General features: G+C 70.8%; 3 protein-coding genes (1 of these 3 cut by a window edge). All 3 read left to right on the top strand.

From position 1 onward, the window contains the following. Tightly spaced (each overlapping or abutting the next), the 3 genes in view from NM961_RS02655 to NM961_RS02645 form a layout consistent with a single transcriptional unit that may run on beyond the window. Positions 1-2,315: the 3' end of a hybrid non-ribosomal peptide synthetase/type I polyketide synthase gene (locus tag NM961_RS02655; protein ID WP_255910975.1), read on the top strand. 8,857 nt of this gene lie to the left of the window's left edge; 2,315 of the gene's 11,172 nt are visible here — the last part of the coding sequence; its start codon lies beyond the left edge, outside the window; it ends in the stop codon at positions 2,313-2,315. Beyond that, positions 2,315-13,084 (top strand): non-ribosomal peptide synthetase, encoded by a 10,770-nt coding sequence (locus NM961_RS02650; RefSeq protein WP_255910973.1) that lies wholly within the window; start codon positions 2,315-2,317, stop codon positions 13,082-13,084. Before NM961_RS02655 ends, NM961_RS02650 begins: the two co-directional genes overlap by 1 nt. Beyond that, on the top strand, positions 13,084-23,343 hold the full coding sequence (locus NM961_RS02645) for a non-ribosomal peptide synthetase (protein ID WP_255910971.1): 10,260 nt from the start codon (positions 13,084-13,086) through the stop codon (positions 23,341-23,343). The genes NM961_RS02650 and NM961_RS02645 overlap by 1 nt, the downstream gene beginning before the upstream one ends.

Here is a 23,343-nt window from a genome sequence, read left to right as displayed (position 1 = left end):
GCCGCTTCATCGAGGCGGCGCAGGCGACTGACGTGGAGTACTGGCTGCGCCACCTGCGCGAATGCGTGCGCTTTGCCGAGGGCGCGCAGACGCTGCTGGCGCAGCCGGCGGCCGGCCGGCGCGTGCTGCTGGAAGCCGGTCCTGGCCTGGCCCTGGGCAGCCTGCTGCGCAAGCAGCCGGCGGCGGCCGGCGCGACGGTAATCGCCAGCCTGCGCCATGCGCAGGATCACGCCGGCGACGACAATCGTCTGTTCGCCAAGGCGCTGGGCCAGCTGTGGCTGGCCGGTGCCACGCTGGACTGGAAGGCCTACCACGCCGGCGAACGCCGCCGCCGCGTGCCGCTGCCGGCTTACCCGTTTGAAGGCCAGTGCTACTGGATCGACGCACCGGCGGCGGCCTCCGCGCCGGCGCGCCAGGCCAAGCGCGGCACGCCGGCGGACTGGTTCCAGCTTCCGCTGTGGAAGCTCGTGCCCGGCGGCGCCCGCGCCAGGCGTGACCTTGCCGCCGAGACGCGGGTCTGGGTGCTGCTGTGCGACGAGCACGGGCTGGGCGAGGCGCTGCTGCACCGTTTGCGCCAAGCCGGCCAGACCGCCGTGGCCGTGCGCAGCGGTGCAGGCTGCGAACGTCTGGCGCGCGACGACTATCGCTACTCGCCCGCGCAGCCGGCACAGCTGGAAGCGCTGCTGCCGCAGATTGCGGCCGAGCACGGCCGCATCGACGAACTGGTGCACCTGGCCGGCCTGGCGCTGTCGCACGGAAACGATGCAGCGGCCGCGCTGGAACAGCAGTTGCAGTGCGGCTATTTCAGCCTGCTGCATGCCGTCCGTGCCCTCGCGGCGCTGCGCCAGCCTACGCCGGCCGTGTGCAGCGTGGTCAGCGCCGATGCCTGCCGCGTCACCGGCGCCGAGCGCATCGCGCCGGAAGCGGCGATCCTCGCCGGCCTGTGCAAAGTCGCGCCGCAGGAATACGCCGGCCTGCGCTGCCGCCAGATCGACCTGGACAGCGCCGACGCCGGCGCCGGCGGCGATGCCCTCATCGCCGCCACATCCGCACAGCTGCTGGACGAACTGTGCCTGGCCGATCCGCCGCCCAGCGTGGCCCTGCGCCGCGCGCGGCGCTGGACGCCGGCCTATGAGGCGCGCAGCGCCGACGGCAGCCCGGCCAGGTCGCTGCGCCGCGGCGGCACCTACCTGATCAGCGGTGGACTGGGACGCATAGGCCAGGCGCTGGCCCTGCACCTGGCGCGCAACTACGCCGCCAATCTGGTTATCGTGTCCCGGCGCGCGTTGCCGGCGTCGCAGGACTGGGCGCGCTGGCTGGCCGATGAAGCGGCTGACGCGGGGCTGCGCCGTTCGCTGCAGCAGCTGCAGGATCTGCAGCAGGCGGGCGCGCAGGTGCTGTACTGCAGCGCCGACAGCGCCGACGCCGCGCAGATTGCGGCGGCGATGGACCAGGCCGAGGCGCGCTTCGGCCGCATCGACGGCGTGATCCACTGCGCCGGCAATCCGCAGGGCGCGGCCATGGCGATCAGCGAGGCCACGCCGGAGTCGGTGCGGGCCCAGTTCCTGCCCAAGGCCGGCGGGGTGCTCGCGCTGGCGCAGGCATTGGAAGGGCGTGCTGTCGATTTCTGCCTGCTGATGTCCTCGCTGTCCGGCGTGCTCGGCGGTCTGGGTTTCTCGGCCTATGCCGCGGCCAATCTCTATCTGGATGCATTCGCCCAGGCGCGCCACGCGGCCGGCGACGAACGCTGGCTCAGCGTCGGCTGGGACGGCTGGTCGTTCGCCGCCGCGGGCACGGAAGCGCGCGGTGCGGACGCCTACAGCATGAGCGCGGCCGAGGGCGTGGCCGCGTTCGAGCAGGCCCTGGCCTGGAGCGACACCGCGCAGCTGATCAATTCCACCGGCCCGCTCAAGCCGCGCCTGGACAAGTGGATTGCGCTCGCCGCGCCGGAAAAGCCTGCGGTGCAACTGTATTCGCGCCGCGGCGCCGCGGCCGGCCGCGCCGCGCCGCGGGATGCCGCGGAGCAGCGCCTGCTGGAAATCTGGCAGGAACTGACCGGCGTCGCCGATATCGGCGTGCACGACAACTTCTTCGAGCTGGGCGGCGACTCCCTGCTGGCCACGCGCCTGCTCAGCCGCATCCGCGACGAGTTCCCTTCGCGCGACGGCGAATATTCCATGCGTGCCTTCTTCGAGGCGCCGACCATCGCAGGCGCCGCCGGGAAGATCGCCGCGGCCTCCCTGCGCGACCGGCTGGCCGAAAAGAAACGCGAAATCCTGCAAGAAAACCACGTAATTGAAGAAGGTGTGTTCTGATGAGCCGAGTCGAACAACTGGTCGGCGAGGCGCTGGCCCATAACGTCGTCCTTTACCTCAAGGACGACCGTCTCGCCTACGTGGCGTCGGGCGGCAGCTTTCCGGAAGCTCTGAAGCGCGAGATCGCGCAAAACAAGGATGAACTGGCCGCCTACCTGCGCGGGCTGGAGCAGGCGCGGCAGGCCGGCGAACTCAAGCTGCCGCCGATCAGTCCGCGCGCACCCGGCGCGGCGCTGCCGCTGTCGTTCTCGCAGCAGCGCCTGTGGTTCATCGACCGCTTTGAAGGCGGCAGCAGCCAGTTCAACATGGTCAACGTGTTCCGCCTCGAAGGGCGCCTGGACCAGGCCGCGTTCGAGCGCGCGCTGCACGCCATCGTGCAGCGGCACGAATCGCTGCGCACCGTATTCCACGAGCGCGACGGCGAGACCTGGCAGCAGGTGCGCGAGGACTTCGCGCTGGACCTGCGCCGTGTCGATCTGCGCGACCAGCCGCGCGCGCAGCAGGACGCGCAGATCGCCGCGCGGGTTGCCGAGGACGCCAACACCTCGTTCGACCTCAGCCGCGACCTGCTGCTGCGCGTGATGCTGCTGCAGCTTTCGGCCAGCGAGACCGTCGTCGTGTTCAACCTGCACCATATCGCCTCCGATGGCTGGTCGCTGGCGCTGCTGGTGCAGGAATTCAGCACGCTCTACGCGGCCTTCTGCCGCGGCGCGGAAAACCCGCTGGCGCCGCTGCCGATCCAGTACGCCGACTATGCGATCTGGCAGCGCGAATGGCTGGGCGGCGAACTGCTGGCGCGCCAGCTCCATTATTGGGACCAGCGCCTGGCCGGCCTGCCGCCGGTGCATGCGCTGCCACTGGACCGGCCGCGCCCGCTGCAGCAGACCTTCCGCGGCAAGTTCCACGCGCAGCAGATCGACGCGGCGCTGACGCGCCGGCTCAGGACGCTGGCCCAGCAGCAGGACGTGACCTTGTTCATTCTGCTGCAGTCCGTGTTCGCGCTGCTGGTCGGCCGCTACAGCAATGAGTCCGACGTGGTCATGGGCACGCCCATGGCGGGGCGGCCACACAAGGACACCGAGGCCCTGATCGGCTTCTTCATCAATTCGCTGGTGCTGCGCACCGATCTGGGCGGCAACCCGCGCTTCAGCGACTACCTGCAGCGCAACCGCCAGGCCGTGCTGGGCGACTACGACCACCAGCACGTGCCGTTCGAGATGCTGGTGGAACGCCTGCGGCCGGAACGCAACCTGGCGCATGCGCCGCTGTTCCAGATCGTGTTTGGCCTGAACAACAACGACAACCGCCAGCTGGAGCTGCCGGACCTCAAGCTGTCGCTGCTGCCCAATGAGGTGAACACGGCCAAGGTCGATCTGGAACTGAGCATTACCGAGGCCGACGGTACGCTGCGCGTACTGTGGTCGTTCAATTCCGACCTGTTCGAGGCGGCTACGATCCAGGCCCTGGCGGCCTCGTTCGCGCAGCTGCTGCAGGGGGTGGTGGACGATCCTTCTGCCGAGATCCTGGCGCTGCCGCTGCTGGACGCCGCGCAGCGGCAGCACCTGCTGGCGCTGGGCGCCGGCCCGCAGGCGGCCGGTTGCGAACAACTGGTCCACACCGCGTTCGAGCGCAGCGTGTCGCAGGCGCCGGACGCGGCAGCGGTGATCGAAGGCGGCCGCGTACTGAGCTATGCGGAACTGAACGCCAAGGCCAACCGTCTCGCGCACTACCTGCGCGACATCGGCATAGGCCGCGGTGCGCGCATCGGCCTGCTGCTCAAGCGTTCTACCGAACAGCTGATCGGCGTGCTCGGCGCGATGAAAGCCGGTGCGGCCTATGTGCCGCTGGAGCCCAGCCATCCGCGCGACCGCCTCGATTACATCGTCAACGACGCGGCCATAGAACTGCTGCTGACCGGCCAGGGACTGCTGGAGCATGTCAGCCTGGGCGGCTTCGACATCCTCGACATGGATGGCGCCCTGGCGCCGGGCTGGCTGGCCGAGTATCCCGACAGCGATCCTGCCGTTGCGCATGCACCGGCCGCGGAGCAGCTGCTGTACGTGCTCTACACCTCCGGCTCCACCGGCCGGCCCAAGGGCGTGATGGTGCCCCACGGCGGCGTATACAACTACCTTTCGTATGCTGCGGAAACCTACCTGCATGCCGGCCTGCGCGGCGCCGTGGTCAGCTCGCCGCTGTGCTTCGACGCGACCCTGACGACCTTCCTTGCGCCGCTGTTCGCGGCCAGGCCCGTCGTGCTGCTGCCCGACGACGACACCACGCTGCAGGCGCTGGACGCCTATCTGTTCGGTGCGGACAGCTGGCTGTTCAAGATCACGCCGGCGCACCTGGACGCCCTGGCCCAGCGGCCGGCGGCGCGCCATGCGGGCAGCTCGGTCATCGTCGTCGGCGGCGAGCAGCTGGCCTCGGCCACGCTGCTGGCGTGGAAGGACCGGCTGCTGCCCGGCGCGACCTTCATCAACGAGTACGGCCCCACCGAAACCGTGGTCGGCTGCAGCATCTACAGCGTGGGCGCGCCGTACGATCGGGCCGCGCTGGCCGCGCGCCCGGCCGTGGCCATCGGCAAGGCCATAAGCAACACCCAGCTGTACGTGCTGAATGCGCAGCGCCAGTTGCAGCCGTTCAACTGCGTCGGCGAGCTGTACATCGGCGGTGCCGGCGTGGCCCAGGGCTACGTGAATCTTCCCGCCGAGACCGCGGCCCGCTTCGTCGCCGATCCGTTCGGCGCGGCGGGCGCGCGCCTGTACCGCACGGGCGATCTGGTCTGCTGGCTGCCCGACGGCAACCTGGAATTCATCGGCCGCGCGGACGACCAGGTCAAGATCCGCGGCTACCGCATCGAGCTGGGCGAGATCGAAAGCCAGCTGCGCGGCGTGGACGCCGTGCGCGAGGCGACCGTGCTGGTCGCCGCGGCGGGCGAGGGCACGGCGGACAAGCAGCTGGTTGCCTATCTCGTGCTGGATCCGGCCCGGCCGGACGCGGCCGAGGGCATCGCCGCGCGCTGTCGCGGCCGCCTGCTCGCGGCTCTGCCCGAGTACATGGTGCCGGCCGCGTTCGTGGTGCTGCAGGAAATGCCGCTGACCGCCAACGGCAAGATCGACCGCAAGCGCCTGCCGGCGGCGGACGGCGCCGGCCTGTCGCAGGACAGCCATGTCGCGCCGGTAGGCCCGACCCAGCAGCGCCTGTGCGCGCTGTGGCAGGAGCTGCTCAAGCGCGAACGCATCGGCGCCAGCGACAACTTCTTCGAACTGGGCGGCCATTCGCTGCTCGCCCTGCGCCTGATCGGCCGCGTGCGCGAGGAATTCCGCTTTGAACTGGAACTGCGCAATCTGTTCGCCCAGCCCACGGTGGCCGGCCTTGCTGCGCTGATCGACGCCGGCGGCGGTGCGCGCCTGCTCGCGCCGATCGAGAAGGCGGTGCCGGGCGGCGAAGCGCCGCTGTCCTTCGCCCAGCGCCGCCTGTGGTTCATCGACCGCATGCAGGGCGGCAGCATCCAGTACAACATGCCGGGCACGTTCCACCTGGCCGGTGCTCTGGACCGCGCGCGTTTCGAACGCAGCCTGCGCGCGATCTTCGAACGTCATGATGTCCTGCGCACCGAGTTCGTGGAGCGCGACGGCGATGTGTTTCAGCGCGTGCGCGCGCAGTACGAACTGCCGCTGCAGTGGCTGGACGTGGCTGCGCTGCCGGCGGACCAAGCCCAGGCCGAGGTGGCGCGTCTGTGCCGCCTGGATCTGCAGACGCCGTTCGACTTGCGCCGCGACCTGCCGCTGCGCGTGACCGTGCTGCGGCGCGGCGGGCAGGACCATGTCGTGCTGTTCAACATGCACCACATCGCCTCGGACGGCTGGTCCATGGGGGTGCTGGTGCGCGAGTTCGGCGAGTGCTATGCCGCCGATGCCGAAGGCCGCGCGCCGGCGCTCGCCGCATTGCCGGTGCAGTACGCCGACTACGCGCGCTGGCAGAGCCGCTGGCTGGACGCCGCTGCGCTTGAGCAGGGCGTGGATTACTGGAAACGCCGCCTCGACGGCATCCCGGCCGTGCACGGCCTGCCGCTGGACCGGCCGCGCCCGGCCAAGGCCAGCTACGCGGGCGCGGCGCACAGCCAGATGCTGCCGGCGGCCCTGGGCGTGCAGCTGCGCCGGCTCTGCCGCGATACCGACACGACCCTGGCCATGTTGCTGCAGACCGCCCTGGCCGTGCTGCTGGGCCGCTGGAGCAACGAGACGGACATCGTGCTGGGCACCACCGTCGCCGGCCGCAGCCATCGCGAGGTGGAGCCGCTGATCGGCTTCTTCGTCAACAGCCTGGTGCTGCGCACCGATCTCTCCGGCAATCCGTCCTTTACCGACCTGCTCGCCCGCTGCCGGCGCGACATCCTGGAGGATTTCCGCCACGACTACATTCCGTTCGAGACCCTGGTCGAGGCGCTCAATCCCGAGCGCAGCATGAGCTACAGCCCGCTGTTCCAGGTGGCCTTCTCGCTGCATAACAACGAACAAGTGCAGATGCAGCTGCCGGGGCTGGCGTTCTCGGTGCTGCCGCAGGAGGTGGCCACCGCGCATTTCGAGCTGGTACTCAATGTCACCGAGGCCGGCGACGAACTGTTCCTCACCTGGGCCTACAACAGCGACCTGTTCGACGCCGCGACCATCGCGCGCATCGCCGCGAGCTTCCACTGCCTGCTCGACAGCGCGGTGGCCGACCCGCGTGCGCCGCTGCAGGTGCTGGACATCGCCGGCACCGACGCGGCGCAGTCGCTGGTGCTGCGCGGCCCCACCGTCGACCCGGCGCTGCAGCCCGATCTGATCGCCCGCTTCGACCGCGAGGCCGAGGCCCGGCCCGAACGCATTGCCGTGCGCTGCGGCGCGCAGCAGCTCAGCTATGGCGAGCTGCGCGAGAAATCCGGGCGCCTGGCGCACTACCTGCTCGACATAGGCACCCGGCCCGGGGCGCGCATCGGCATCTATCTGGATCGCTGTAGCGAAATGCTGGTGGCGATCCTGGGCGTAGCCCGCGCCGGCGCCACCTACGTGGCGCTGGAGCCCAGCCATCCGCAGGAGCGCGTGCAGTACATCGTGCGCGACGCCGGCGTTGAATTGGTGCTGCTCAAGAGCGCGCAGCTGAACGCGCTGGACGTGGAAGGCGTGGACGTGCTGCTGCTGGACGAGGCCGCGCACGATCCGCAGTGGCTGGCCGAATATGCCGACGGCGGCAGCCTGGCGCCGCCCGCGCGCGCGGCGCAGGACCTGGTCTACATCCTGTACACCTCCGGCTCCAGCGGCAGGCCCAAGGGCGTGATGATCACGCACGGCGGCCTGGCCAATTATCTGGATTACGCCGCGGCGCAGTATCTGCCCGGCATCGGCGGCGCCGTGGTCAGCTCGCCGCTGTGCTTCGACGCGACCATCACCTCGCTGCTGGCGCCGCTGTACGCCGGCGGCGAGGTGGAACTGCTGGCCGGCGACGACGGTCTGCTCGAAGCGCTGGCCGCGCGGCTGTTCCAATCCGCCGCGGCGCGCCTGTTCAAGATCACGCCGGCGCATCTGGAGGCGCTGGCGCACCTGCCGTCGGCGACGCACGCGACGCTGGCGCACTGCATCGTCGTCGGCGGCGAGCAACTGACCACGCACAACCTGCAGCAATGGCGGCAGAAGCTGCCGCGGGCGACCTTCGTCAACGAATACGGCCCGACCGAGACCGTGGTGGGCTGCTCCACCTGCTTCGTGCGTCCGGGCGATGTGCTCGACGCGGCGCGGCGCGTGGCCGTGCCCATCGGCGGCCCCCTCAGCAACACCCAGCTCTACGTGATGAACGAACAGCGCCGGCTGCAGCCCGACGGCTGCATCGGCGAGCTGTACATCGGCGGCGCCGGCGTCGCGCGCGGCTATGTGAACCTGGCCGCGATGACGCAGGAACGCTTCGTCGCCAGTCCGCTGCCGGGCCAGGCCCAGGACCGCCTCTACCGCACCGGCGACCTGGTGCGGCGCCTGGCCGACGGCCAGCTGGAATTCCTCGGCCGTGCCGACAGCCAGGTCAAGATCCGCGGCTTCCGCATCGAACTGGGCGAGATCGAGAATGCGCTGCGCGCCGCTCCCGCGGTGCAGGACGCCGTTGCCGTCGTGGACGAATCCGATCCGGCCGACCGCCAGCTGATCGCCTACGCCACGCTGGATGCGGCGGCGGCACCGGCCGCGGCGGCGGCGCTGGCGCTGATCGCGCAGCAGCAGCTGGAGCCCGCGCACCTGTACCGCATCGGCAACGGCATGGAGCTGTACGGCCTGAACAAGGCCGAGACCGAATACCTGTACGACGAGATCTTCGTGCACAAGGTCTATGACCGCCACGGCATCAGCGTGCGCGAGGGCGACTGCGTGTTTGACGTAGGCGCCAACATTGGCGCTTTCAGCGTGTTCCTGGCCACGCGCTTCGAGCAGCTCACGGTCTACAGCTACGAGCCGATCCCCGACGTGCACCGCCGTCTGCAGGCCAATGGCCGCATGTTCGGCGCCGGCAAGATCGTGCCGCACTGCCTGGGCCTTTCCGACTGCGCCAAGGAAACCGAATTCAGCTTCTACCCGAATGTGACGCTGTACTCGGGCCTGGACAAGGGCAGGGCCGAGAACATCGACATCGTGCGTACCTTCCTGGCCAACAAGGCGGTCGCCGGCAGCGCCGACCACGCCCTCAGCGACGAGATGGTCGAGGTGCTCGCCGCCGACCGCATGCAGACGCGCCGGGTCAAGGTGCAGCTGTCGACCGTTTCCGAGCAGATCCGCCGCCACGGCATCGCACGCATCGACCTGCTCAAGATCGATGTGGAGCGCAGCGAGCTGGATGTGCTGCGGGGGATAGAACCCGCGGACTGGGCCAAGATACGCCAGGTCGTGATCGAGGTGCATGACACCGACGGCGCCATCGCCTATGTCAGCGGGCTGCTGCGCTCGCACGGCTTCGAGGTGGTGCTGGACCAGGACGCTGATCTCGAAGGCACCGAGCTGTACAACCTGTATGCGCGGCGTCCGCAGCCGGTGCAGCCGCTGCCGCCGCTGCAGGCCGAACGCTGGCGCGGCCTGGCCGAACTGCGGCGCGAACTGCGCCACGGCCTGGAACAGGCGCTGCCGGACTACATGGTGCCCGCGGCCCTGGTCTTCCTCGATGCGATTCCGCTGACCCACAACGGCAAGGTCGATCGCCGCCGCCTGCCCTCGGCCCGCGGCCAGGACACGGTGCAGCAGCAGTACGCCGCGCCGCGCACCGCCAACGAGGAAACGCTGTGCGCGATCTGGGCGCAGCTGCTCAAGCGCGAGCGCGTCGGCATCCACGACAATTTCTTCAGTCTCGGCGGGCATTCGCTGCTGGCACTGCGCCTGATCAGCCACGTGCGCGAGGCTTTCGGCGCGGAGCTGGCGATCCGCACGCTATTCGATCATCCGACCATCGCCGAACTGGCGGGCGTGCTGCGCAGCGAGGGCCGCGCGAGTGCCGTGCCGGCGCTGCTGCGCGCCGGGCGCGACGGCGACCTGCCGCTGTCCTATGCGCAGCAGCGCATCTGGTTCCTCGACGTGCTGGCCGGCGGCGCCAGTCTCGAATACACCATGCCCAGCGTGTTCGAGCTGGAAGGGGAGCTGGATGTCGCCGCGCTGCGGCGCGCGCTGGAAGCCGTGCTGCGCCGGCACGAAGTACTGCGTACCCGCTTCGCCGAGCGCGACGGCGAGGTGTTCCAGCACATCAGCGAGCGCTTCGAGCTGCCGCTGACCATCACCGACCTGGCCGGCCTGGACGCGGCGGAACAGGACGCCGCCGCGCAGCGCCTGTTGCAGGCGGAGCTGGCGCGGCCGTTCGACCTGCGCCAGGACCTGATGCTGCGCGCGCAGCTGATCGTGCTGGGGCCGCGGCGCCACCGCGTGTTGTTCAACATGCACCACATCGCCTCCGACGGCTGGTCCATGGGCGTGCTGCTGCGCGAGTTCTCTGCGCTGTATGCGGCTTTCCGCAGCGGCGGCACCGATCCGCTGCCGCCGCTGGCCGTGCAGTACGCCGATTTCGCCCAGTGGCAGCGGCGCTGGCTGCAGGGCGAGGTGCTGGCGGAACAACTGAACTACTGGACCACGCAGCTGGCCGGCGTGCCGCCGCTGCACAGCCTGCCGCTGGACCAGCCGCGCCCCGCGCACCCGAGCTACCGCGGCAGCGCGCAGCTGCGACGCCTCGACGCGGCCCGGCTCGCGGCGGTCAAGGCCTGCTGCCGCAGCGCCGACGTCACCCTGTTCATGTTCCTGGAGACCGTGTTCGCACTGCTGCTGAGCCGCTTCAGCGGCGAAGCCGACATCGTCGTCGGCACGCCCGTGGCCGGCCGCACGCACAAGGATGTGGAGCCGCTGATCGGCTGCTTCCTCAACAGCCTGGTGCTGCGCACGCGGGTGGATGCGGATGCGAGCTTCGCCGATCTGCTGCGCGCCAACCGCGAAACCGTGCTGGGTGCCTTCTCCAACCAGCACCTGCCGTTCGAGATGCTGGTGGAGGCGCTGCAGCCGCAGCGCAGCCTCAGCCATGCGCCGCTGTTCCAGCTCATGTTCATCCTGCAGAACAACGAGCAGGCCGCGCTGGAGCTGCCGGGCCTGCAACTGGCGCCGGCAGCGCGGCCGGCGGACCTGATCAAGTTCGACCTGGAGCTGATCTGCGCCGAGGACGCCGACGGCCTGGTGCTGAACTGGTCCTACAACCGCGACCTGTTCGCCGCGCCCTTCATCGACCAGCTGGCGCGCAGCTTCGAAGTGCTGCTGGACGGCGTGCTGGCCGATCCGCAGCAGCGCTGCGCGGCACTGCCGCTGCTGCGCGAGGCGGACCGCCGCGCCATTGTCGCGCAGTCGTGCAGCGGCGAAGCCGCGCCGGCGGCCGCGGCGACCGTGGCGCGCCTGTTCGAGCGGCAGGCACAGCGCACACCACAGGCCCAGGCTGTGGTGTGCGGCGCGCAGACGCTGGATTACGCCACCCTCAACGCCCGCGCCAACCGCTACGCGCACCAGCTGCAGGCGCAGGGGCTGGCGCCCGGCGCCGTGGTCGGTCTGTGTCTGCCGCGTTCGGCGGAAATGGTCGTGGCCATGCTGGGCATACTCAAGGCCGGCTGCGCCTACCTGCCGCTGGATCCGCATTATCCGAAGGCGCGCCTGCACTACATGATCGCCGACGCCGGCGCTGCCGCGATCCTGACCACGCAGGCCGTGCGCGACGCGCTGCAGTTGCCGCAACCGTCGCTGTGCGTGGACACGGCGGAATTCGCCGCCGCGCTGGCCGCGCAGGCCGATACTGATTCCGCGCTGGCGCAGGAGGCGGCGGCCACGGCCTATCTGATCTACACCTCGGGTTCCACCGGCACGCCCAAGGGCGTGGCGGTGAGCCAGGCCAATGTGGTGAATTTCCTCGCCGGCATGCAGGCCGAGCCGGGCTTCGCCGCGGACGACCGCCTGCTCGCGGTGACGCCGGTCAGTTTCGACATCCATGTGCTGGAGATCCATCTGCCGCTGGTCAGCGGCGGCTGCGTGGTCGTGGCCAGTCGCGACGAATGCCTGGACGGCGAGGCGCTGGTCGGGCTGCTGGAGACGCAGGCGATCACGGTGATGCAGGCCACGCCGGCGACCTGGAAGCTGATGCTGTCCAGCCCGCGCTGGAACGGTACGCGGCGGATCCGCATGCTCTGCGGTGGCGAGGCGCTGGACCGCACCCTGGCCGACCGCCTGCTCGCGCGCGCCGAAAGCCTGTGGAACATGTACGGACCGACCGAGACCACGGTGTGGTCGTCCTGCGCGCGCATCCACGCCGACGGCATGCCCATCGGCATAGGCCGCCCGGTGCGCAACACCGGCCTGTTCGTGCTCGACGCCGCGCAGCAGCTGCAGCCTGCCGGCGTATTTGGCGAGCTGTACATCGGCGGCGCCGGCGTGGCCAAGGGCTATCACGGCCGCGACGATCTCAGCGCCGAGCGTTTCGTCGCGGTCGCCGGCCTGGCCGCCGCGCCGCTGCGCCTGTACCGCACCGGCGACAGCGCGCGCTGGCGCGCCGACGGCCAGCTCGAATGCGGCGGACGCCTGGACCAGCAGATCAAGATCCGCGGCTTCCGCGTGGAGACGCGCGAGATCGAACTGCGCCTGCTGCAGCTGCCGTTCGTGCGCGACTGCGTGGTCAGCGACTGGGCCGGTGCCGACGGCGAGAAGCGTCTGGTCGCCTACGTGGTGGCCGCCGGCGATGCCGCGCTGAGCCCGTCCGCGCTGGACGAGTGCGTGCGCGAGGCCACGGCCGCACTGCGCGCGGAGCTGCCGGACTACATGGTGCCGGCGATTTTCCAGCTGCTGGACGCGCTGCCGTTGACCGCCAACGGCAAGATCGACCGCAAGGCCCTGCCGGCGCCGCAGACGGCGGCGCGGCCGCGCGGCGGCTACGTCGCGCCGGCCAACGACGTCGAGGCGGTCCTGTGCGCCATCTGGCAGCAGCTGCTGCAGGTCGAGCGGGTGGGTACGCAGGACGATTTCTTCGAGCTGGGCGGACATTCGCTGCTGATGACGCGCCTGCTCAGTGCCGTGCGCGAGGCCTTCCTGGCCGACCAGGTGGAATTGTCCATCCGGGAATTTTTTGAAATGCCCACGATCCAGGCCCTGGCCGCGCTGATCCAGGCGCGCCAGTTCGCCCGGCGCAGCCAGCAGCGCGAGGCCTACCTGGGCTCGCTGCAGGAAGTCGAGGAAGGAGAAGTTTGATGACGATCAAGGACGTACTGGACGCCGCCGGCCGCAGCGACGTGCACCTGTATCTGGATGGCGACACGCTCAAGTACAAGGCGCCCAGCGGCGGCCTCCCCGACGCGCTGCGCCAGCGCATACGCGAGCACCGCGCGGGCATCGTCGACTACCTCAAGGGTGTGGCGCGGCGCGCGGCGGAGCCGGAGTTCCGCCTCAGCCCCATCGTCGCCGCGGGCGCGCCGGAGCGCGCGCCGCTGTCCTTCGCCCAGCAGCGCCTGTGGGTGCTCGACCAGGTCGAAAGCGGCAGCAGCCACTACAACATGCCCGGCGCGGTGCGCCTGAGCGGCACGCTGGACAAGGCGGCGCTGCGCGCCGCATTGCAGCGCATCGTCGAGCGCCACGCGGTGCTGCGCAGCAGCCTGCACAGCGCCGATGGCGAGGTCTATCAGCAGGTCCACGCCCAGGTGGAACTGCCGCTGCGCGAGTTCGATCTCAGCCCACTGCCGCCGCCGGCGCGTGCGCAGGCCGCGGCCGAGCGGCTGCAGCAGGAGGCCGCGGCGGTGTTCGACCTGGGGCAGGCGCCGCTGCTGCGCGTGGCCCTGCTCACGCTCGCCGCGGACGAACACCTGCTGAGCTTCAATTTCCACCACATCGTGTTCGACGCCTGGTCCTACGGCGTGGTGATACGCGAGTTCTCGCAGCTGTACGCGGCTTTCGCCGCCGGCCGGGCCGACCCGCTGCCGCCGCTGCCGCTGCAGTACGCCGACTACGCGCTGTGGCAGCGCGACTGGCTGCGCGATGAAGTGCTGCAGCGCCACCTGGCCTACTGGACCGCGCGCCTGCACGGCGCGCCGCCGGTGCACGCGCTGCCGCTGGACCGGCCGCGTCCGCGCCAGCAGAGCTTCGCCGGCGCGCGCCACAGCCAGCGCATCGACGCGGAACTCGGCGGCGCCATAAACGCGCTGTGCCAGCGCGCCGGCGCAACCCTGTTCATCACGCTGGAGACCGCGTTCGCGCTGCTGCTGAGCCGCTACAGCAACGAGAACGACATCGTCGTCGGCACGCCCATCGCCGGCCGCGCGCACCAGGCGGTGGAATGCCTGGCCGGCTTCTTCGTCAACACGCTGGCGCTGCGCAGCCAGTTCGACGATGCGGAAAGCTTCGAGACGGCGCTGCGCAACAACCGCGCCTCCATCGTCGATGCCTTCACCTACCAGCATCTGCCGTTCGAGGCCCTGGTCGAGGCGCTGCAGCCCGAGCGCAGCCTGGCCTACAGTCCGCTGTTCCAGGTGCTGTTCTCGCTGCAGAACAATGAAACCGGCGCAGTGGAGCTGCCCGGCCTGGTGCTGGCGCCGGTCGCGCCGGCGGCCGCGGCGGCCAAGTTCGAGCTGGAACTTTCCGTGGCGGAATGGAACGGCGGGCTGGAACTCACCTGGACCTACAACACCGACCTGTTCGACGCAGCCACGATAGAGCGCCTGGGCGCGAGCTTCGATTGCCTGCTGCGCGGCATCGTCGCCGATCCATCCCGGCCGCTGTGCCGCCTGCCGCTGGTGGCCGAGGCCGACCGCGCGCTGCTGCACGGCTGGGCCGCGGGCGCCGAGGATTTTCCGCGCGACTGCCTGGTGCACGAGCTGTTCTACCGCCAGGCGCAGGCGGCACCGGAACGCATCGCCGTGGTCTGCCGCGACGCCAGCCTGAGCTACGCCGAACTCAATCGCCGTTCCAACCGGCTGGCGCGCCACCTGCAGGCGCAGGGCGTGGGCCGCGGCAGTGCGGTCGGCCTGTGCACCGAGCGCGGCCTGGACATGATCGTGGCCATGCTCGCGATCCTGAAGGCCGGCGCAGCCTATGTGCCGGTGGATCCGAACTATCCGGCCGACCGCATCGCCTACATGCTGACCGACTCGGCCGCGGTCGTGCTGCTGACGCAGCGCAGCCTGGTGGCGGAACTGGGCGCGCCGGCGCTGCCGCTGTTCCTGCTCGACGGCGCCGCCGAAGCCGGCCTGCTGACCGCCCAGGACGATGCCGACCTCGCGCTGCCCGCCGACGCCGACCCGGCGCGCGACCTGGCCAACCTGATCTACACCTCGGGTTCCACTGGCCTGCCCAAGGGCGTGATGGTGCCGCACCTGGGCATCGCTCGCCTGGTCAGCGCGCCCGAATACGTGCCGCTGGATGCGGACTGCGTGATGCTGCACGCCAGCTCGCCCTCGTTCGACGTGTCCACCTTCGAGATCTGGGGCGCGCTGCTCAACGGCGGCAAGCTGGTGATCTATCCGGAGCGGCATATCGACACGGCGGTGATCAACGCGCAGGTCGCCGCCCACCAGATCAATACCATGTGGCTGACCGCCAGCCTGTTCGAGCAGTGGAGCTTCGAGACGCCGGTGGCCGGTCCGCTGCGCTGGGTGCTGGCCGGTGGCGACGTGGTCAGTCCCGCGGCGGTGCTGCGCGTCCACCGCGCCAATCCCGCCATCGTCGTCATCAACGGCTACGGCCCTACCGAGAACACGGTATTCACCTGCTGCCACCGCGTGCCGCGCAGCTTCAGCGGCGAGCGCCCGGTGCCGATAGGCCGCCCGCTCAAGGGCACGCGCAACTACGTGCTGTCGCGCCATGGCGAGCTGATGCCGCCGGGCGCCATCGGCGAACTGCACAGTGCCGGCGCCGGCGTGGCCCGCGGCTATCTCAACAAGCCGGCGCTGAGCAGCGAGAAATTCGTCGCCGATCCGTTCAGCGCGGACCCGGACGCGCGCCTGTACCGCACCGGCGATCTGGTGCGCTACCTGCCCGACGGCAGCCTGGAATACCTGGGCCGCGCCGACAACCAGGTCAAGCTGCGCGGCTTCCGCATCGAGCTGGGCGAGATCGAATCCGCCCTCAACCTGCAGCCCGGCGTCAAGGAATCGGTCGCGGTGGTGCGCGAACAGCAGGGCAGCAAGTTCGTCGTCGCCTATGTGGCCGCGCCGGATGTGGCCGACGACGCCGCCTTCCTCGCCGGCCTGCGCGAGGCGCTGCAGCAGCGCCTGCCCGAATTCATGCAGCCCGCGCGCTTGCTGCGCCTGGAGCGTCTGCCGCTCAATCCCAACGGCAAGGTCGACAAGAAAGCCCTGCCGGATCCGGGCCTGGGCGACTACCACAGCGACGAAGCCTTCGTCGCACCGTCCACGCCGCTGCAGCAGCAGATCGCGCAGGTGTGGCAGGAGGTGCTCGGCGTCGAGCGCATCGGCATACAGGCCAATTTCTTCGAGATCGGCGGACATTCGCTGCGCGCGGTGCAGGTGGTCTCGCGCCTGCGCCGCGCGCTGGGCGTGGAGCTGGCCGTGCGCACCCTGTTTGAACAGCCGACCGTCGCCGGCCTGGCCCAGGCCATCGCCGGGGCGGGGCAGGCGCAGCGTCCGCCGGTCACGGCGGTTGCGCGCGACGGCCGCCTGCCGCTGTCCTGGGAACAGCAGCGGCTGTGGTTCATCGACCAGCTCGACGCGGCCGCGGGTGCCGCCTACCACATTCCCGCCGGCCTGCGCCTGCGCGGCGCGCTGCAGCGGCCGCAGCTCAGGGCCGCGCTGGACCGCCTGGTCGACCGCCACGAAGCGCTGCGCACCGGTTTCCCCACGCACGAAGGCCAGCCCTACCAGGCGATTGCGCCGGCCGGGCAGGGCTTCGCCCTGGCCGAACACGACCTGCGCGGACTCGATCCCGCGCAGCAGGCCGGCGCCGTGGCCGAACACGCCGCGGCCGAGGCCGCGCAGCGCTTCGACCTGGCGCGCGGGCCGCTGATCCGCGGCCGCCTGCTGTGCCTGGCCGAGGATGAGCATGTGTTGCTCATCACCCAGCACCACATCGTTTCCGACGCCTGGTCGCTGGGTGTGCTGGTGCGCGAGGTTGCGGCCTTGTATACCGCGTTCGTCGCCGGCGAGGCCGATCCGCTGCCGCCGCTGCCGATCCAGTACGGCGATTACGCCGCCTGGCAGCGCCAGTGGCTGCAGGGCGGGACGCTGCAGGCGCAGATCGCGTTCTGGCGCGAACATCTCGATGGCGCGCCGGTGCTGATCGATCTGCCCACGGACCGGCCGCGTCCGCCGGTGCGCAGCTTCGCCGGTGCGTCTTTCGACTTCACCCTGGCGCCGGAACTCGACCGCGGCCTGCGCGCACTGGCGCAGCGCCACGACGTCACCTTGCACATGGTGCTGCTGGCCGCCTGGGGCGTGGCGCTGTCGCGCCTCAGCGGCCAGGACGACATCGTCATAGGCACGCCGGTCGCGAACCGGCGCCAGACCGAGGTCGAATCGCTGATCGGCTTCTTCGTCAACACGCTGGCCCTGCGCCTGCGTTTCGACGGCGCGCCCGACACCGGCCAGCTGCTGGCCCAGGTCAAGCGCAGCCTGCTCGATGCCTACAGCCACGAGGAACTGCCGTTCGAGCAGGTGGTCGAGGCCGTGCAGCCGCCGCGCAGCCTGAGCCACAGCCCGCTGTTCCAGGTGACCCTGGCGCTGGACAACACGCCGCGCGACCAGGCGCTGCAACTGCCGGAGCTGGTGCTGGAACCGGTCGCGGCGCCAGCGGCGACGGCGCATTTCGACCTGTCGCTGGCGCTGACCGATTTCGGCGACGGTCTGGCCGCGAGCCTGGGCTATGCCAGCGACCTGTTCGACGCCGCCACCGCCGCGCGCTTTGCCGCCTGCTGGCAGCGCGTCCTGCAGGGCATGCTGCAGGACGAGTGGCGTAGCGTGGCGACGATTCCGCTGCTGGATGCGCAGGAGCAGGCCGCGCTCGCGGCGTTCAACGCGACCGCGGCACCGCACCGCGGCGATCTGCTCGTGACCGACCTGTTCGCGCAGCAGGCCGCCGCGCGCGCCGATGCACTGGCGGTCGTGGATGCGACCCGCCGGCTCAGCTATGCCGCGCTGGAGCGCCGCGCCAACCAGCTTGCGCGCCTGCTGGCGCAGCAGGGCGCGGGCCGCGGTGCGCGCGTGGCGATCTGCCTGGAGCGCGGCGTGGACCTGGTGCTGGCCCAGCTCGGCGTGCTCAAGGCCGGCGCGGCCTTCGTGCCGCTGGATCCGGCCTATCCGCGCGAGCGCCTGGACTACATGCTGCAGGACTGCGCGCCGGCGCTGCTGATCACGCAGGCCTCGGTGCAGGCCGCGCTGGGCTTCGCCGGCCCCTCGCTGCTGATGGACACGCTGGATCTCGCCGCTTTCGACGACAGCGCCGTGCCGCCGTCGCAATCCGGCCTGGCCGCAGCGCAGCCGGCATACGTGATCTACACCTCCGGCTCCACCGGCCAGCCCAAGGGCGTGGTCAATCACCACGCCGGCCTGAGCAACCTGATCCAGGACAACATCGTCCGCTTCGGCCTGGGGCCGGACAGCCGCATGTTGCAGTTCGCCTCGTGCAGTTTCGATGCGAGCGTGTGGGAAATCTGCCTGGCCCTGTGCGCCGGCGCGACCCTGCACCTGGCCGCGCGCGAGGAACTGCTGCCCGGCGCGCCGCTGGTGCAGACGCTGCGCGCGCGCGACATCAGTCACGTCGTGCTGTCGCCCTCGGCCCTGGCTGCGCTGCCGCTGCAGGCGGAATTGCCGGCGCTGCGCTGCGTGATCGCCGGCGGCGAAGCGCTGGCACCGGCGCTGGCTGCGCAATGGGCGGCGCGCTGCCGCCTGTTCAACGCCTACGGTCCGACCGAGGCGACGGTCTGCTCCACTGTGTTCGACTGCAACGGCGAGAGCCTGCGCAGCGTGCCGATCGGCCGGCCGCTGGCCAACGTGGCCGTCTACATCCTGGACGAACTGCAGCAGCCGGTGCCCATCGGCGTCAGCGGCGAGCTGTACATCGGCGGCATCGGCGTGTCGCACGGTTACCTCGGCCGCGACGAACTCACGGCGCAGCGCTTCCTGCCCGATCCCTTCGCCGGCCGCGCCGGCGCGCGCATGTACCGCAGCGGCGACCTGGGCCGCTGGCGCGCCGACGGCAGCATCGAATACCTCGGACGCTGCGACTTCCAGGTCAAGCTGCGCGGCTTCCGCATCGAGCTGGGCGAGATCGAGGCACGCCTGGGCAGCCTGCCCGGCGTGCGCGAGGCCGTAGTCGTCGTGCGCGAGGACAGCCCCGGCGACAAGCGCCTGGTCGCCTATACGACCGCCTTGCCCGGCGCGGCGCCCGACGCGGCCAGCCTGCGCGCCCAGCTTGCCGCGCAGCTGCCTGAGCACATGCTGCCCGGCGCCTACGTCAGCCTGGCGCAGTTGCCGCTGACTGCCAACGGCAAGCTGGACCGGCGCAGCCTGCCGGCGCCGGACGGCTCGGCCCTGGCCAGCCGCGTCTACGCGGCGCCGCAGGGGGCGGTGGAGGAAACCCTGGCCGCGATCTGGCGCCAGCTGCTGCGCGTGCAAGAGGTCGGCCGGCACGATCATTTCTTCGAGATCGGCGGCCATTCGCTGCTGGCGGTGCAGCTGGCCTCGCAGGTGCGCGCACGGCTGGCGGTGGAACTGCCGCTGCGCGCGGTGTTCGAGCAGCCGACCATCGCCGGCCTGGCCACCGCGATCGCCGCCGCCGCGCCGGCGCAGCAGCTGCGCATCGACCCGGTGGACCGCGGCCAGTCCCTGCCGTTGTCCTGGGCGCAGCAGCGCCTGTGGTTCCTGGCGCAGCTGGATCCGGCCGCGAGCCGTGCCTACCACATCCCGATCGCGCTGCGCCTGCGCGGCGCGCTGGACGCGGCCGCATTGCAGGCAGCGCTGGACGCGCTGGTGGCGCGGCATGAAAGCCTGCGCACGGTGTTCCTGAATCAGGAAGGCCGCGCGGTGCAGGTGATCCGTCCGGCCCAGCCCTTCGCGCTGCAGCGGGCCGATCTGAGCACGCTCGGCGAGGCCGAACGCCAGGCCCTGCTGGAGCGGCACATGGCCGAGGAAAGCGATGCGGCCTTCGATCTGGCCGCCGGTCCGCTGGCACGCGGCCGCCTGCTGCGGCTGGCGGCGGATGAGCACGTGCTGCTGCTGACCCAGCATCACATCGTGTCCGACGGCTGGTCGGTCGGCGTGTTCGTGCGCGAAGTCAGCGCGCTGTACACCGGTTTCGCGCAGCCGGCACTGGCCGTGGCGCTGCCGCCGCTGCCGCTGCAGTACGCCGACTACGCCGCCTGGCAGCGCCAGCGCGTCCAGGACGAGGCGCTGGCGCGGCAGCTCGCGTTCTGGCGCGAACACCTGCGCGATGCGCCCGGCCTGCTCACCCTGCCGCTGGACCGGCCGCGTCCGGCCACGCAGAGCTATCGCGGCGCGCAGGTGCCGGTGCAGGTGCCGGCGGCGCTCGCCGCCGGCCTGCGCGCGCTGGCGCAGCGCCACGACTGCACCTTGTTCATGGTGCTGCTGGGTTCCTGGGCGCTGCTGCTGTCGCGCCTGAGCGGCCAGGACGATGTCGTCGTCGGCACGCCCGTGGCCAACCGCGGCCGGCTGGAGCTGGAAGGGCTGATCGGCTTTTTCGTCAACACGCTGGCCCTGCGCGTGCGCAGCGGCGGCGATGTCAGCGTGGCGCAGCTGCTGGCGCAGATCCGCGGCGCGGCGGCGCAGGCCTATGCCAACCAGGATCTGCCGTTCGACCAACTGGTCGATGCGCTGCAGCCCGAGCGCAGCCTGGGCCACAGCCCGCTGTTCCAGGCCATGCTCACGCTGGACAACACGCCGCCGGCCGCACCGGCGGCCGATACCGCCCTGCAGCTGGAGCCGCTGGGACTGGAGCGGCGCAGCACCCATTTCGACATTTCCCTGGCCCTGGGCGCCGCCGGCGACGGCCTGGCCGGCAGCATCGACTACGCCAGCGACCTGTTCGACGCTGCCACGGTGCAGCGCTGGGCCGGCTACTGGCTCAACCTGCTCCATGCCATGGTGGCCGATGCGCAGCAACCGGCCGCGCGCCTGCCGCTGCTGGATGTGGCCGAACGCACGCGCCTGCTGCGTGAATTCAACGCCACGGCGGCGGATTTCCCGCGCGGACGCCTGATCCACGAGCAGTTCGAGGCGCGCGCGGCACAGCAGCCCGACGCGATCGCCGTGGTCTGCGCCGGCGAGCACCTGAGCTATGCGGAACTGAACCGGCGCGCCAACCAGCTGGCCCGCCACCTGCTGGCACTGGGCCTGCGCGCCGATACGCCGGTGGCGCTGTGTCTGGAACGTTCGCTGGACATGGTTGTGGCCATCGTCGCGGTGACCAAGGCTGGCGGCGCCTACCTGCCGGTGGATGTGGAACTGCCGGCCGAGCGCATTGCCTACATGCTGGAGAACGCGCAGGCGCCGCTGCTGATCAAGACCGCGGCGCTGCTGCCGGGCCAGCGCTTCGACCAGGTCCAGGTCATCGAGATCGACGCTGCCGCCACGGCGGCGCAGCTGCAGGCGCAGGCGGATACGGATATTGCGGCGGCCAGCCTGGGCCTGCACGCGCGCAGCCTGGCCTACGTGATCTACACCTCCGGCTCCACCGGCCGGCCCAAGGGCGTGATGGTCGAGCATGAGGCCCTGGTCAACCGCATCCACTGGATGCAGAAGGCCTACGCGCTGGAGCCGCGCGACCGCGTGCTGCAGAAGACGCCGTACAGCTTCGACGTGTCGGTGTGGGAGTTCTGGTGGACCCTGGGCGAGGGCGCGGCCCTGGTCATGGCGCGGCCCGGCGGCCACCGCGATCCGGCTTACCTGCGCGACGTCATCATCGCCGAGCGCATCACCACCCTGCATTTCGTGCCCTCTATGCTGGCCGGCATGCTGGCCGCGGTGGACTGGGCCGAATGCCGCAGCGTGCGGCAGGTGTTCTGCAGCGGCGAGGCGCTGGACAAGCGCCTGGTGGCCGATTACTGGCGCAGCGGCACCACGGCAAAGCTGCACAACCTGTACGGCCCGACCGAGGCGGCGATCGACGTCACCTTCTGGGACTGCGCGCGGCATGCCGAGGTGGACACCATTCCCATCGGCCGGCCCATCGACAATATCCAGATCTACATTCTGGATCCTCACGGCGAGCCGACGCCCACTGGCGTGGCTGGGGAACTGTATATCGGCGGCGTGGGGCTGGCCCGCGGCTACATCGGCAATGCCCAGCTCAGCGCCGAGAAATTCGTGCCCAATCACCTGGGCGAAGCGCATGGGCTGCCCGGCCCGCGCCTGTACCGCACCGGCGATCTGGCGCGCTGGACCGCGCGCGGCGAGGTCGAGTACCTCGGCCGCATCGACAACCAGATCAAGCTCAACGGCCTGCGCATCGAATTGGGCGAGATCGAAAGCCGCCTGATGGAATGCCCCGAGATCCGCGAGGCGGTGGTGCTGGCGCGCGCGCTGGATGCACGCGCCGGCGCGGCGCGCCAGTTGGTCGCCTACGTGGTGCCGGCCGGGCCGGTCGATGCCGCGGATGCCGATGCGCGCAAGACGCGCTACCGCAGCCAGCTGCGCGAAAAACTGCCGGAATACATGATTCCGGCCATTTTCGTCGAGCTGGCGCAGATGCCGGTCACCGCCAACGGCAAGGCCGACCGCAAGGCCTTGCCCAGCCCGGCCGGCGCCGATGTGCAGCGGCGCGAATACGTGGCGCCGCGCACGCTGTGGGAGCAGACCTTCTGCCGCATCTGGCAGGAGGTACTGGGGCTGGAGCGCATCGGCATCCACGACAACTACTTTGAACTTGGCGGCAATTCGCTGGGCACGGTGCAGATCGTCGGTGCTGCGCGCAGTGCAGGCATCACCATCAGCGTAGGCCAGCTGTTCAAGACGCCGACCATTGCCGGCCTGGCCGAGCTGGCGCTGCGCAACGCCGAGGAAAGCGCGGCCGCGCTGGCGGCGGGCTCCGGCGGCGCGACCTGGACGGCGGCGGGCGGCGAGGGCGGCGAGCAGGGCGCGCACCGGGCCGAACTCGCCCCGGCGGCGGAGTTCACCGAGACCCAGCTGCGTCATCTGGTGCGCACGCTGGGACGGGAATTCCCCGCGCTGGCGCAGCAGTCCGACCGCATCGACGGCCGCCTGGTGCTGCGCGCCGCCGAGCTGGACCGCGACGCGCTCAGGCGCATCGTCGGCGTGCAGCAGCTCGCGCCGGGCGAGGACGCACAGGCGGCGCGCGCAGCCCTGGCCGAAACGCTGCAGCGCGAGGCGGAAGCCGCGGCCGGCGCGCCTTTCCGCGCCGGACTGCTGCTGCAGGAAGGACGGGCGGAAGGCGTGCTGCTGGCGGCCAACGCGGCACTGGTCGATGTGGCGGAGTGGAATCGTATCCATGAGCGGGCGCGGCAGCTGGTCGCCGCGGCGCAGGAGGCATGA

Source organism: Tahibacter harae, from assembly GCF_024437735.1.
GTDB classification, from domain to species: domain Bacteria; phylum Pseudomonadota; class Gammaproteobacteria; order Xanthomonadales; family Rhodanobacteraceae; genus Tahibacter; species Tahibacter harae.
This window is presented reverse-complemented; position numbering and strand designations above follow the sequence as displayed.

Excerpts from the sequence above, each read along its gene's own strand:
- NM961_RS02645 (WP_255910971.1), top strand. The coding sequence starts at position 13,084 with ATGACGATCAAGGACGTACTGGACGCCGCCGGCCGCAGCGACGTGCAC.
- NM961_RS02650 (WP_255910973.1), top strand. The coding sequence starts at position 2,315 with ATGAGCCGAGTCGAACAACTGGTCGGCGAGGCGCTGGCCCATAACGTC.